Consider the following 12,892-nt stretch of genomic DNA (forward strand, 5'->3'; position numbering starts at 1 on the left):
CCTAGCTTCGGTGGCACAGGCAGCCCGACCGGGGTGAGCCGTTCGGAAATCAGGGAGAAACCGCATGACCACCATCACCGCACCGTTCCCGGAACTCGCCCTCGCCCTGCGCGGCGCCCTCCTGACGCGCGGCGACGACGGCTACGAGCAGGCGCGGGCCGTCTACAACGGAATGATCGACAAGCACCCGTCCGCCATCGCTTTCTGCCGCGACACCGCCGACGTCATCACGTGCGTGAACTTCGCCCGGGAGAACCACGTCGACCTCGCCGTGCGCGGCGGCGGCCACAACGCCGGCGGGCTCGGCATCGCCGACGACGCGCTCGTGGTCGACCTCTCCGCGCTGCGCAGCACGACGGTCGACCCCGAAACGCACACCGTGCGCGTCGACGCCGGCTGCACGTGGGGCGACGTCGACCACGCGACCGTCGCGTTCGGCATGGCTACCCCCTCAGGGATCATCTCCTCCACCGGCGTCGCCGGGCTGGCCCTCGGCGGCGGCATCGGCTACCTGGCCCGGCGCTTCGGCCTGACGGTCGACAACCTGCTGTCCGCCGACGTCGTCCTGGCCGACGGCAGCTTCGTGCACGCCAGCGAGAAATCGCACCCGGACCTGTTCTGGGCGCTGCGCGGCGGCGGCGGAAACTTCGGAGTGGTCACGTCGTTCACGTTCCGCTGCCACGACATCGGCGAGCACGGCACCGTCATCGCCGGGCCGGTGCTCTACGCGCTGGAAGACACCGAAGACGTCCTGCGCTGGTACCGCGAACTGATGCCGTCGCTGCCCGAAGAGCTCAGCGGCTGGTTCGGGTTGCTGACCATCCCGCCCGCACCGCCGTTCCCGGAGGAGCTGTGGGGCCGCAAGGCGTGCGGCATCGTCTGGTGCTACACGGGTTCCCACGCCCGAGCCGACGAGGTGCTGGAACCGGTGCGTTCCTTCGGTTCGCCGCTGGTCGTCGGGCTCATGGAGATGCCGTTCACGGCTCTGCAGAGCGCGTTCGACGCCCTGTACCCCTCGGGCCTGCAGTGGTACTGGCGGGCCGACGTCACCACGGAGATCTCCGACGAGGCGATCGCGATCCACCGCCGCTTCGGGGAAGCCCTGCCCACCGGGCACTCGTCCATGCACCTGTACCCGATCGACGGCGCCGCGGCCCGAGCCGCCCCCGACGCCACGGCGTTCCCGTACCGCGACGGCGGCTGGTCCGGTGTGATCGTGGGTGTCGATCCCTCACCCGACAACCGCGAAGTGATCACCCGCTGGACGAAGGACTACTGGACCGAGCTGCACCCGACCTCGGCCGGTGGCGCGTACGTGAACTTCATGATGGAAGAGGGCGACGACCGCGTCCGCGCCGCCTACCGCGGCAACTACGAGCGGCTGGCCCGGGTGAAGGAGCGCTACGACCCGAAGAACCTGTTCCACATCAACCAGAACATCCGGCCTGCCGGCGGGTGATTCCGGGGTGCGGGGGCAGCTGCGGTGCGGTGGTCGGGGCCGCACCGCAGCACTCCGGTCTTGCCCCGGCCCGCGGTGGGTTCACGAACGCAGCGCACCGCGGCGGCGCTGGACGTCCGTGACGGTGTCCAGGCCCGAGTCCAGCTCCGCTCGGAGCACCGTGAGCTGCTGGGTGGCGAGTTCCGCGCCCAGCAGCTCTTCCGCGCGTCCCTTTTCCAGCTCCGCCAACGCGTCCCACGGTGTGGCCGCCAGCTCGCCGACGGCCGTGCCGGGCTCCGGCGGCGTCAGGCCTTCGGCGACGCCCGCGCGGCCGGCCGCCAGCAATGCGGCGACGACGAGGTGCGGCTGGGCGTCCGCGCCGGCGAAGCGGAACTCAAGGCGCGGCGCTTCGGCGCGGCCGCACAAGCGTACGGCGGCGGTGCGGTCGTCAGGGCCCCACCGCAGCACGCGGGGCGAGAACGGCGCGGTGCGCAGGCGGACGTAGCTGTTCCACGTGGGTGCCCACAGCGCCGTCAGTGCCCGGGCGTCACGCAGCACACCGGCGAGGAACGCACCGAGGCCGAACGGGAAGCCGGCCGGTCCGTCCGGTGTGGACAGTGAGAGGTGGACGTGGCACGAGTTGCCCTGGCCCGTTTCCGGGGCGGCGAGGTAGTCCGCCCGCGCGCCGTGCGCCGCGGCCGTGCGGCGCGTGAGCAGCTGGAGCAGCAGGGCGTCGTCGCACGCGGACAGCGCGTCGCGGTGGCGCAGCACGACCTCGTACTGGCCGGGGTGGCATTCGGCGCGGGCGGATTCGACGCCGAGCCCCGCCGCGGCCGAGCGCAGGTCCGCGAGCAGCGGCGCCAGGCGTTCGGTGCCGCCCACCGCGTAGTCCACGCCGTGGCCCGTCAGCGGCACGCCGTCGGCGTCGCGGAACACGACTTCGTGCTCGAGGCCGACGGACGGCACCAGCCCCAGTTCTTCGAGTTCGGCCAGCTGCCTCCGCAGCACCGTGCGCGGCGCGAGGTCCGCCGGTGCGCCCGAAGGCAGTTCGGCGTCGCACACCACCGCCCACGTGCGATCCCCCAGCGGGACGGCCGACGCGGCGTCGGCGCGGATCCGCAGATCGCCGAAGCCACCGAGGTACGGCTGCAGGACGTCGTTGCCCGGCAACGGATCCCGCTCCGGCGTCCACGCGAAGACGTAGCTGCACACGCCGTAGCCGTCGTCGAGCACCTCGGCCGCGAACGGCGCTTCGAGCTCCACCGCGGCGAACCGCGCGTGCGGATCGGGTACGAGCAGCACGAGCCGCGTGCCGGCTTCGGCGAGCACGCGCCGCAGCACCGCCGCCGCGGCCGAGCCCGCCTCGGCGCGCACCGCGAGGGAGCGCGCGCCGACGGGCCGGTCGAACGGCGTCACCACGCGCCGTCCGGATCGGGCGCGTGCAACGGGTTCGGCACGCGGCCCCAGCGCACGTCGAACTCGTCGTCGCGCTCCACCTTGTCGAAACCCTGCCCCGCGAAGTGCTCGCGGTTGAGGGTGACGCGCTCGACGTCCGGCGCGAACAGCAGGCAGGCGTCGAACCGCTCGGCCACGTCCGGGTTCTCGTCGCGGTAGCGGCCGACGACCGCGCGCACCAGCGCCCAGAAGTCCGCGCGGGCCAGGCCGAGGTCGTCGAGCAGGACCTCGGCCCAGAACCGCAGCTGGCCGGAGAACACGGAGCTGAACAGCGACTGCGCGAGCAGGTGGGCGGGCCAGCGCAGCATGTCGGCACCGGCCTCGGGCGGCAGGTCCGCGTAACAGGGCAGCTCTTCGTCGAGCAGGTCCACGCCCTGCGCGAAGTCCTTGATCGCCACCCGCACCGGCCGGCCCTCGCCGTCGACGACGAGGATCAGGTTCTGGCCGTGGGGGCAGAACCCGACGCCGTAGCGCAGCAGCCACTGCAGCAACGGCGTGAGCAGCAGGTCGAACAGGCGCGAGAGCCAGGCTTCGGCGCCGTCGCCGGAGCGCGTGATCAGCCGGGTCAGCACGGTTTCGCCCGCCGCGTCGCGGTAGGGCAGCGCGGCGAACGAGATCGCGTGCTCCCCCTCGGCCAGCGTCGCGACGAGCGGCTCGCGCCACAGCGCGCCAAGCGTCTCGTGGAACCGGTACGGCAGCTCCTCCAGCGCGCCGAACAGCGGGTGGCGCACGGACACGCTCGCCACCTCGCCGAGCAGGGAGAAGCGGTACTTCTCCGACAGCAGCGGGTCGGCCGCGTCGATCCGGCGCAGCCACTCGGTGACCGACGGCCCCGCGAGCGTCGCCGCGGAGTTGAGGCCGCGGTAGACGAGCGTGTTGCGCACGGACACGGCGGTTTTGACGTCGTGGCGCCCGGGGCGGCTGCGGTTGGCGAGCGTGCGCACCGTCTGGTGCGGCCGGTAGGCGTCGGCGCTCGCCCCCAGCTCGACCACCCGGCCGGTGGCCAGTTCGGCGGCGTAGAGCGTGCCGAGGATCTCGTCGGCTTGCCACGGGTGCACGGGCACCCACACGTAGTCGGCCGGATCGCCGACGGCGGCGACGCGCGCCCTGAACTCCTCGCGCTGCGCCGCGTCCAGCTCGCCGCCCAGCAGCCCGGCGGCGTCGAGTCCGGCGACACTGCGGAACTGCGCGAGATCGCGGTGCACGGCGTACCACCGCAGGTGCACCTCGGCACCGGCCTCCGGGGCGTAGCGGGCGCGATCGGGCGCGGAGAAGCCGACGCGGCCCTTGTTGAGCACGAGCCGCGGGTGGCCGGTGAGGTGCCCGTCGGCGAGGTTGTAGTCCATCGTGGACAGTTCGGCGGCCGTCGGCGCCCGGCGCAGCCGCGCCGCTTCGTTGGTGACGGTCGCGGTCAGCTCGGCCAGGACGTCGGCGAGCCGCAACCCGGTGAGCCCCAGCGTTTCGCGCGCGTCGACGACCAGCGTGCGCGGGTCGTCCGCGGGCGCTTCGGCGCCGTTCTCACGCCGCACGGCGCTGCCCGGCAGCACCGTCCACGATTCGAACGCGCCGCGGCGGGCCTCGAAGCGGTACGAGACGCTGCCGGGCAGCTCGAGGTGCCACGTGCGGTGCCCGGCGCGGGCCGGTTCGCCGGGCCGCGGCCGCAGCATCGCCTCGTAGGACAGTTCGCCGAGCACCTTGTGCGTCACGAGCGAACCGGCGGCCCGCCAGGCGGCGGCTTCGGTCAGGGTCACTGCTCCTCCGGGTCAGCTAGGCCGAACGTGGTGAACGCCGTGCGTTCGGGCAGGTCGTAAACGGCCTTGCCGCACACGGAGTTGAGGATCGCCGCGGCGCGCCAGGCGCCGAGACCGAGGTCGGGCGCGCCGGGGCCGTGGGTGTGGCGCTCGGCGTTCTGCACGAACACCGAGCCGGGCACGCCGGCGCCGAGGGCCAGCCGGTTGTCGGCTTGAACGATGAGCCGTCCGCGGCCGTCGCGTCGCACGTCGAGTTCACGCAGCAGGGGCTCGGTGGGCGTTTCCGCGTAGCCGGTCGCGGCGACGACGGCGTGCGTGCGGTGCGTGGCGGTGCGGCCCTGTTCGACGTGCCGCAGGCCCAGCTCGATGCCGTGCGCACCGGGGGCGGCCGAAACCACCTCGACGCCGGGGGTGAGCGCCGCGCCGGGCCAGCCGCCGCCGATGCTGCGGCGGTACAGCTCGTCGTGGATCGCGGCGATGGTCTCGGCGTCGATCCCCTTGTACAGCTGCCACTGCGCCGGCAGCAGCCGGTCGCGAACCGCTTCGGGCAGTCCGTGGAAGTACGCCGTGTAGTCCGGGGTGAACTGTTCCAGGCCCAGCTTCGAGTACTCCATCGGCGCGAACGCCGGTGTGCGCGCGAGCCACCGCAGACCGTCCACAGTGGAGCGCGAGCGCAGGAGGTCGAGGAACACCTCGGCGCCCGACTGCCCCGAGCCGACCACGGTCACCGTCTCCGCGGCCAGCAGCTCCGCGCGGCGGGTCAGGTAGTCGGCGGAGTGCAGGGCGAGCACGCCCTCGTCGGCCACCAGGTCCCGCAACGGTTCCGGCACGCTCGGGCGGGTGCCGACCCCGAGCACGACCGACGCCGCGAGCACGGGCTCGGCCCCGGTGACGGTCACCTCGAACGCCTCTTCCGCTCCCACCCAGCGGATGCCGGTGACCTCGTGGCCGAAGCGGCACGCGGGCAGCCGGGCGGCGGCCCAGCGGCCGTAGTCGTCGTACTCCGCGCGCGGCAGGTGGAAGCATTCGGCGAAGTAGAACGGCAGGAGGCGGCCGCGTTCGCGCAGGTAGTTGAGGAACGAATGCCGGCTCGTGGGGTCGACGAGCGACACGAGGTCGGCGAGGAACGGCACCTGCAGCGTCGCACCGTCGACGAGCAGCCCCGGGTGCCAGCGGAACTCCGGGCGCGCGTCGAAGAACACCACGTCGAGCCGGTCGAGCGGGTCGGCCAGCGCGGCGAGCGAGAGGTTGAACGGCCCGATGCCGACACCCGCGAGGTCGAAGCGCCTCACGAGGCGACCGGGCTCTGCGGGGCGGGCGCGGTCCGCTCGGCCGCCGCGGTTTCGGCGACGCGGTCGAGCAGCGCGGCGTAGTCCTGCGCGGTGGTGTGCGGGTGCAGCAGGGTGAGCTTGAGCCACAGCTGGTTCGCCCCCTCGGGCCCGGTCGGCAGCGCGCCGCGGCCGATCACCGCGGTGCCGGCTTCCAGCAGCGTCCGGCGCACGCGCGCGACGAGGTCGTCGTCGGCTCCCCACGGGCGGAACACCACGGTGGACAGCTCGGGCCGGCCCCACGACTGCAGGTCCGGGTGGCGCTCGACCAGTTCCTCGACCTCGGCGGCGGTGGTGCAGCAGCGTTCGACGAGCGCGCCGAGACCGTCGGTGCCGAGCGCGCGGACGGTGACGGCCATGCGGAACGCGTCCGGGCGGCGCGACGTGCGGATCGAGCGGCCCAGCAGGTCGGGCAGGCCGGCTTCGGTGTCGTCGTCGGCGTTGAGGTACTCGGCGCGCACGGTCAGCGCCGAGAGGTCCGCGGCGTCGCGGGCCGCGAGCAGACCCGCCGCGACGGGTTGCCAGCCGAACTTGTGCAGGTCGAGCGCCACCGAGTCGGCCAGTTCGAGGCCGGCCAGCCGCGGGGCGAGGGTTTCGCTGCACAGGGCCAGGCCGCCGTACGCGGCGTCGACGTGCAGCCGGGCGCCGGCCAGGCGGCAGATCCGCGCGATCTCCGGCAGGGGGTCGATGCGGCCCGTGTTCGTGGTGCCGGCGGTGGCGACGACGACCGCGGACGCGCCGAGCGGCGCCAGCGCTTCGGCGAGCGCGGCCGGGATCATCCGGTCGTCGGCGCACTGCACGACGACCGGAGCCGGCAAGCCCAGCAGCCAGGCGGCGCGGGCGACGCTGTGGTGGGAGTTGGTGCCGCACACCGGGCGGACGGTGCTGCCGGTCGTTTCTCGCGCCAGCAAGAGCCCGAGGAGGTTGGACTCGGTGCCGCCGGACGTGACGACGGCGTCGGCGTTGGGGGCGCCGGGGAAGCAGAGGCGGGCGATGCCGGAGGTGAACTCGGCTTCCAGCTCGCTCGCCATCGGCGCCTGGTCCCACGAATCCATGGACGGGTTCATGGCCGCGGCGACGACGTCGGCGGCGACCGACACGGCCAGCGGCGGGCAGTGGAGGTGGGCGGCACAGGCCGGGTCCGCGGGGTCGGCGGACCCGGCGGCGAGGAGGGTGGCGTAGTCCTCCAGCGCTCGTTCGGCGCCGATCCCCGTTTTCGGGAGCGTTTTGCCGGCGCCGGAGGCTGCCAGCGCGGCGGCGACGGCGGCGGGGCCGCCGGAGGGGATGGGGCCGTTGCGTTCGGCTACGCCTGCTGCCAGGCCGCGCAGGGCCGAGGGGAGCAGAGCTGTGAGGTGGTCGGTGCCGGTGCGGCCGCCGGCCAGCCACGTTGCCGAATCTCCGCCCATGGAGCCGCCTTTCTTAGGGTAACCTTGCCTACCCTACGCAACAATACGGACACCCAGGGGGAGGGGCGACGGTGGGTGTCCGGGGCCTCTTTCAGGATGGAGGGGTTGGGAGGTGGATGCGTCGGCCATTCGTGTTCGGGGTGACCCGATGGGGCGTGAGGGACGCTGGGGTGGTGCGTGGCTTGGTGCGGTGGGTGGACGCAGCCGACTCGTCGCGCTGGCGCGCGACATCGTCGGGCGTAGGGCGCGTGGGGGCACCCCGATCTTTGAGTGTCTCTACGGTTCTGGGTCCTTTGTCAAGGCTGGAAAGCGTGCCTTGACAAAGGACCCAGAACCGTGAGGAGAGCGGGGATCGAGGTGCAGGGCGGGGGCTGGGTGCGCTGGTGAGCTGCGTAGGGCCCCGGCGGTTTGGTTGTGGTGGTGCAGGTGTGTCGGGCCGCGGCGGCTTGGTTGCGGTGGTGAAGTGCGTTGGGCCGCAGCGGTTGAGTTGCGGTGGTGCGGTTGTGTGCTGCCCCGGCGGTTTGGTTGTGGTGGTGCAGGTGTGTCGGGCCGCGGCGGCTTGGTTGCGGTGGCGAAGTGCGTTGCGCCGCGGCGGTTGAGTTGCGGTGGTGCGGTTGTGTGCTGCCCCGGCGGTTTGGTTGTGGTGGTGCAGGTGTGCGGGGCCCCGGCGGTTTCGGTGTGGTGGCGGGGTTGTGCTGCGCCGGCGGTTGCCGGCGTGGTGGCCGTGGTCAGCGCTGGGGAGCTAGGCCCTTGACCAGGTCGAAGGGGTCGTTGCCGGTGGGGAGGAGGGCGATGACGGGGGTGGTGAGGCCGTTGTCTACATAGGACTGCACCTGGTCGCGGCAGGATTCGACGCTGCCGTGGATGACGAGGGAGTCGACGACCTCGTCGGGGATCACGGTGTTGGCCGTTTTGCGGTCGCCGGCGGCCCAGGCCGCGTGCATGGGGGCGAGGGCTTCCTCGCGGCCGAGCCAGTCGTGGAACTTGGCGTAGACGGGGACGGTCAGGTAGCTGGAGATCATCATGCGCCCGAGTGCGCGGGCGGCCTCTTCGTCTTCCGTGGGGCAGACGAAGATCCGGGCGGCGAGTTCGACGTCGGGGCCGATGACGTCGCGGATCTTCGGGACGTCGGTGGCGGCGAGCCAGTTGGTGATGGCGCCGTCCGACTCGGTCGCGGCCAGGCGGAGCATGCCGGGGCGCAGGGCGGCCAGCATGATGCTCGGGGCGGGGTCCGGCGAGCGCTCGAGGCGGAACTTGTTCACGGAGAAGGTGTCGTACTTCTCCGACACCTTCTCGCCCGCAAGGGCCGCGCGCAGGAAGTGCAGGGTGTCGCGGGTGCGGGCGAACGGCTCGTCGAACGCACCGCCGTTCCAGTTCTCGACGATGACCGGCGACGAAGCACCGATGCCGAGCACGAAGCGGCCCGGGGCGAGTTCCGCGAGCGTCGACGCGCTCATGGCCAGCAGGCCCGGCCCGCGCGTGTACACCGGCACGATCGCGGTGCCCAGGCGCAGCTGCGGGGCCCACTGGCTGGCGAGCACCAACGGCGTGAACGCGTCCGTCCCGGCGGTTTCGGCGGTCCAGGCGTCCGTGTAGCCGAGGTCGGGAAGCTGCTCGATCAGCTCGCGGTGCTGGGTGAGCGGCACACCCGTGAGCGGGATGGTCAGGCCCCAGCGGTTCATGCGTTCTCCTTGTCGACGGCGACAGCGGCGAGCTCACGCAGGATCCAGTCGACCTGCGTGCGCATCAGGTTCTCCGCGACCTCCTCGGCCTGCGGCGTCATGTGGGTGGCCCCGGCGAGCGGCAGGAACACGTGCGGCCGCCCGTGGGCGAGCAGCGCGCCGGACAGCCGCAGCGAGTGCGCGGGGAACACGTTGTCGTCGGCGAGGCCGTGCACGATCAGCAGCGCGCGGGACAGCTCGCCGGCGTCGGAGATCAGCGAGTTGCGCTCGTAGACCTCGGGCGAGTCCTGCGGCTTGCCCAGGTAGCGCTCGGTGTAGTGCGTGTCGTACAGGGCCCAGTCGGTGACCGGGGCGCCGGCAACGGCGGCGTGGAACACGTCCGGCCGCCGCAGCACGGCGAGCGCGGACAGGTAACCGCCGTAGGACCAGCCGCGGATCGCGACGCGTTCGAGGTCCAGCTCGGGGTGCTCGGCCGCGGCCGCGTGCAGCGCGTCGACCTGGTCGGCCAGCGTCACCTCCGCCAGCCGGCCCGAGACCGCCCGCTCCCACTCCGCGCCGCGGCCGGGCGTGCCGCGCCCGTCGGCCACGAGCACGGCGAAACCCTGGTCCGCCAGCCACTGCGGCGTGAGGAACGCGTTGCGGCTCTGCAGCACGCGCTGCGCGTGCGGGCCGCCGTACGGGTCCAGCAGCACGGGCAGTTTGCCCTCGCTCGGTTCGTACCCGCGCGGCAGCACGAGCGCGGCCCGCAACCCCCGCTCCCCCAGCGTGAGCCACCGCAGGTTCGGCTCCACCTCGGGGTCCACAGTGGACGACGCAATCCGGCCGGTGGGCTCGCCGTCGCGCAGCACGGTGACCACCGGGCCGCTGTGCGCGAGGCTCCACTCCGTGAGCACGGTCAGCTCCGCGCTGCCCGCGCCGACGTGCACGCCGTCCGCGGCCGAGAGCTGCCGTACACCACCGTTTTCCGTGCGGTAGACGTGGATCTGCGTCGGGTCGTCCGCCGACGCCGTGAAGAGCACCTCGCTGCCGACGTGCTGCACCGCGCGCAGCTGCAGGCCCGGCGGCGTGACGGGCTCGCCGGCCACGAACAGCCGGTGGTCGCCGTCCGTGGCGCTGGTGGTGACGAGCCGCCCGTCGGCCGTCCACGCGGGCACGCCCGGGAGGATGTCGACCCAGACGTCGTCGGTGTCGGTGACCAGCTCGGTCACGGACCCGGCGGCCGGGTCCAGCGCCAGCACCGTGATCCGCTTCTGGTCGCGCGGCTGCACCGCGAGCAGCGGCGCGCCGCCGGCCGACCAGTGGACCGTGACCAGGTACTCCCAGTCGCCGCGCTCGACGTCGACGCGGCTGCCGTCCAGGCCCAGCACCGAGAGCGACACCTCGGCGTTCGCCGAGCCGGCCGCGGGGTACGCGACGACGTTCGCGGGACGGTCGGGGTTCGCCGGGTCGCCGATCGTCCAGCGCGGCACCGGGCCGCGGTCGGAGCGCTCCGCGATCAGGCTGCGCCCGTCCGGCGCCCACCAGTAGCCGCGAGTGCGGTCCATTTCCTCGGCGGCGATGAACTCCGCGAGCCCCCACGCCACGTCCGCGACGTCACCGCCGTCTTCCTCGACGAGGGCGCGGTCTTCACCCGAGGCCAGCTCGATCACGCGCAGCCGCCGGTCGCGGACGTAGGCCACGTGCGTGCCGGTCGGATTGGGCCGCGGATCGACCACCGAACCGTCCACGAGCACCGCGATCGCGCCGGTGGCCAGGTCGAGGGTGTAGAGCTTCCCGGACAGCGTGAAGGTGACCACGGTGAACGCGTCGTCCACGCCGTAGGCCACCACGCCGCCGCCGGTCTCCCGCGCGCGCTCGCGCCGCGCCCGCTCCTCCGCCGGCAGGTCCTCCTCGCCGGGCAGCAGCTCCGCGGCGTCGACCAGCTTGGTCTCCGCGCCGCTCGCGAGGTCCAGCGACCACAGGCTGTGCCGCGGGTCGGTGCCGGTTTCGCTGCGCAGGAACAGCACCCGCGAACCGTCCGGGGACACGCGGAACTGCTTGGGCGCGCCGAGCGTGAAGCGCTGCGTGCGCGCCTGGCGGCGGAGGAACGAGAGGTCGTCGAGAGCAGAGTCGGTCACGCCCGCACTCTTCCAGACGATCAGGCCGGCACGCCATCACCCCGCAGCCGCGAGAGCTCCCCGGCCACGTCGAAGTGCGGGTGCGGGAACGCGGGCGCCAGTTCGGTGAGCGTCTCGATCAACAGCTCCGCGACGGCCCAGTTGCGGTACCACTTGCGGTCGGCGGGCACGACGTACCACGGCGCGTGCTCGGTGGACGTGCGCGCGAGCACGTCGGAGTAAGCCTGGGCATAGGCGCCCCAATGGCCGCGGGCTTCGACGTCGGACGGCGAGAACTTCCAGAGCTTCTCCGGCGTCTCGAGCCGCGCGACGAGCCGGCGCAGCTGCTCTTCGGGCGAGATGTGCAGGAACACCTTGACGATCGTGGTGCCCTCGGCCTCGAGCTCCTTCTCGAACGCGTTGATCTGCGAATACCGCCGGCGCCGCTCGGCGGCGGTCAGCAGCCCGGACACGCGGGGCACGAGCACGTCCTCGTAGTGCGACCGGTCGAACACGCCGAGCTGGCCCGGCGCCGGCAGCTCGCGGCGCACGCGCCACAGGAAGTCGTGCCGGCGCTCGGCCGGCGTGGGCACCTTGAAGCCCTTGTAGCGCACGCCCATCGGGTTCACGAGCCCCAGCACGTGCCGGACGGTGCCGCCCTTGCCGGCGGTGTCCATGCCCTGCAGCACCAGCAGCACGCTGCGGCCGCCGCCGGCCTGCCCCTCGGCGTACAGCGCCTCCTGCAGGGCGTCGAGCCGTTCGCCCGCGGTCGCGAGTTTCTTCTCGCCCTTGGCCTTCTTGCCCGGCCCGACCGGTGACGAGCCCGGGTGCGGCAGCTGCGCCCCGGCGCGGAGCGCGTCGCGGACCCGGGTCCCGTTGTCCTTCTTCGCCATCCGGCGACGATAACGTCAGGCGGCGGCCTTCGCGGCGAAGATCTTCAGCAGCCCGTTCCAGCCGCCCTCGGTGTTCACTCCGTCGTACACCTTCTGCGCGGTCGCGCCGTGGCGTTCGAACGCGCGGTGCTCGATCTCGACTTTCGTGGTCCCGGGCGACTCTTCGGTGAAGAGGACCTCGATCTCGCTCGCGTGCGCCGGGTCCGGGTCGATCTTCCAGTCGCCGTCGATGTGCCACGACAGAACCACTCGGCCGGGTGGCTGCCACGCGAGCACGCGGCCCCAGTCGCATTCGGACCCGTCGACGAGCCGCTCGTACCAGCGGCCGCCTTCTCGCGGCTCCAGCACGGCTTCGGCCAGTGCGCCCTCGCCCAGGTGGTGCTCGCGCGGCCACCAGCTGTCGAAACCCTCGGTGTAGACCTTGAACGCGTGCTCGCGCGAGCAGGCGACGGTGATCGATTTGCGGATCGGTTCGAATGTCATGGCTGTTCGCTTCCTTCGCTTTCCGCAGTGGATTCGGCTTGCCGGGCGAACGAACTCAGCGCGTCGGACCACATCCGGTCGAGGTACGCGCGCAGCGCGGCGATCCCGTCGGGCCGGAGCCGGTACAGCCGTTTCGTCCCCTCCGCCCGATCGGTGACCAGGCCCGCCTCCTTGAGCACCTTGAGGTGCTGGGACACGGCGGGACGGCTGATCGGCAACGTCGCGGCCAGCTCCCCGACCGCGCGCGGCCCGCTGCGAAGCGCTTCGACGATCGCGCGCCGCGAGGGGTCGGCGAGAGCGGTCAGCTGCTCGCTTCCGTAAGTCGCCACGAACCGTAAGCTAAGACTTACCAATGATCGA

At 72.8% G+C, this 12,892-nt stretch carries 10 protein-coding genes; 1 reads left to right on the top strand and 9 read right to left on the bottom strand.

Going from position 1 to position 12,892, the window contains the following annotated elements; all coding sequences use genetic code 11:
- The first annotated feature begins 64 nt into the window (after positions 1–64).
- Positions 65–1,459: an FAD-binding oxidoreductase gene (locus tag ACIA77_RS13280; RefSeq protein ID WP_395886083.1), complete on the top strand. Its 1,395-nt coding sequence runs from the start codon at positions 65–67 to the stop codon at positions 1,457–1,459.
- Positions 1,460–1,540: 81 nt separating this feature from the next.
- Here the strand turns inward: ACIA77_RS13280 and ACIA77_RS13285 are convergent, their stop codons facing one another.
- The 9 genes from ACIA77_RS13285 to ACIA77_RS13325 all read right to left on the bottom strand — a co-directional run bounded on the left by ACIA77_RS13285 (position 1,541) and on the right by ACIA77_RS13325 (position 12,861).
- A complete protein-coding gene (locus ACIA77_RS13285) occupies positions 1,541–2,854 on the bottom strand; it encodes a glutamine synthetase (protein ID WP_395886213.1) in 1,314 nt (437 codons plus the stop codon).
- Positions 2,851–4,644, bottom strand: coding sequence for an IucA/IucC family protein (locus ACIA77_RS13290; protein WP_395886084.1), 1,794 nt, complete (start codon positions 4,642–4,644; stop codon positions 2,851–2,853). Before ACIA77_RS13290 ends, ACIA77_RS13285 begins: the two co-directional genes overlap by 4 nt.
- The gene (locus ACIA77_RS13295) at positions 4,641–5,936 is read right to left on the bottom strand and encodes a lysine N(6)-hydroxylase/L-ornithine N(5)-oxygenase family protein (RefSeq protein ID WP_395886085.1); all 1,296 of its coding nucleotides are present in this window, start codon (positions 5,934–5,936) and stop codon (positions 4,641–4,643) included. Before ACIA77_RS13295 ends, ACIA77_RS13290 begins: the two co-directional genes overlap by 4 nt.
- Entirely contained in the window at positions 5,933–7,378 is a 1,446-nt protein-coding gene (locus ACIA77_RS13300) for a pyridoxal phosphate-dependent decarboxylase family protein (RefSeq protein WP_395886086.1), read from the bottom strand. Before ACIA77_RS13300 ends, ACIA77_RS13295 begins: the two co-directional genes overlap by 4 nt.
- Before the next feature lie 728 nt (positions 7,379–8,106).
- Complete coding sequence (locus ACIA77_RS13305) at positions 8,107–9,060, bottom strand: LLM class F420-dependent oxidoreductase (protein WP_395886087.1); 954 nt, start codon at positions 9,058–9,060, stop codon at positions 8,107–8,109.
- Entirely contained in the window at positions 9,057–11,177 is a 2,121-nt protein-coding gene (locus ACIA77_RS13310; protein ID WP_395886089.1) for a prolyl oligopeptidase family serine peptidase, read from the bottom strand. The genes ACIA77_RS13305 and ACIA77_RS13310 overlap by 4 nt, the downstream gene beginning before the upstream one ends.
- 20 nt (positions 11,178–11,197) lie before the next feature.
- Positions 11,198–12,049, bottom strand: a complete 852-nt coding sequence (locus ACIA77_RS13315; protein ID WP_395886090.1) for a PPK2 family polyphosphate kinase — start codon at positions 12,047–12,049, stop codon at positions 11,198–11,200.
- Positions 12,050–12,064: 15 nt separating this feature from the next.
- A complete protein-coding gene (locus ACIA77_RS13320; protein WP_395886091.1) occupies positions 12,065–12,532 on the bottom strand; it encodes an SRPBCC family protein in 468 nt (155 codons plus the stop codon).
- Entirely contained in the window at positions 12,529–12,861 is a 333-nt protein-coding gene (locus ACIA77_RS13325) for an ArsR/SmtB family transcription factor (RefSeq protein ID WP_395886092.1), read from the bottom strand. Before ACIA77_RS13325 ends, ACIA77_RS13320 begins: the two co-directional genes overlap by 4 nt.
- Positions 12,862–12,892: the final 31 nt, after the last annotated feature.

This window comes from Amycolatopsis sp. NPDC051903, assembly GCF_044452505.1.
Lineage (GTDB): Bacteria > Actinomycetota > Actinomycetes > Mycobacteriales > Pseudonocardiaceae > Amycolatopsis.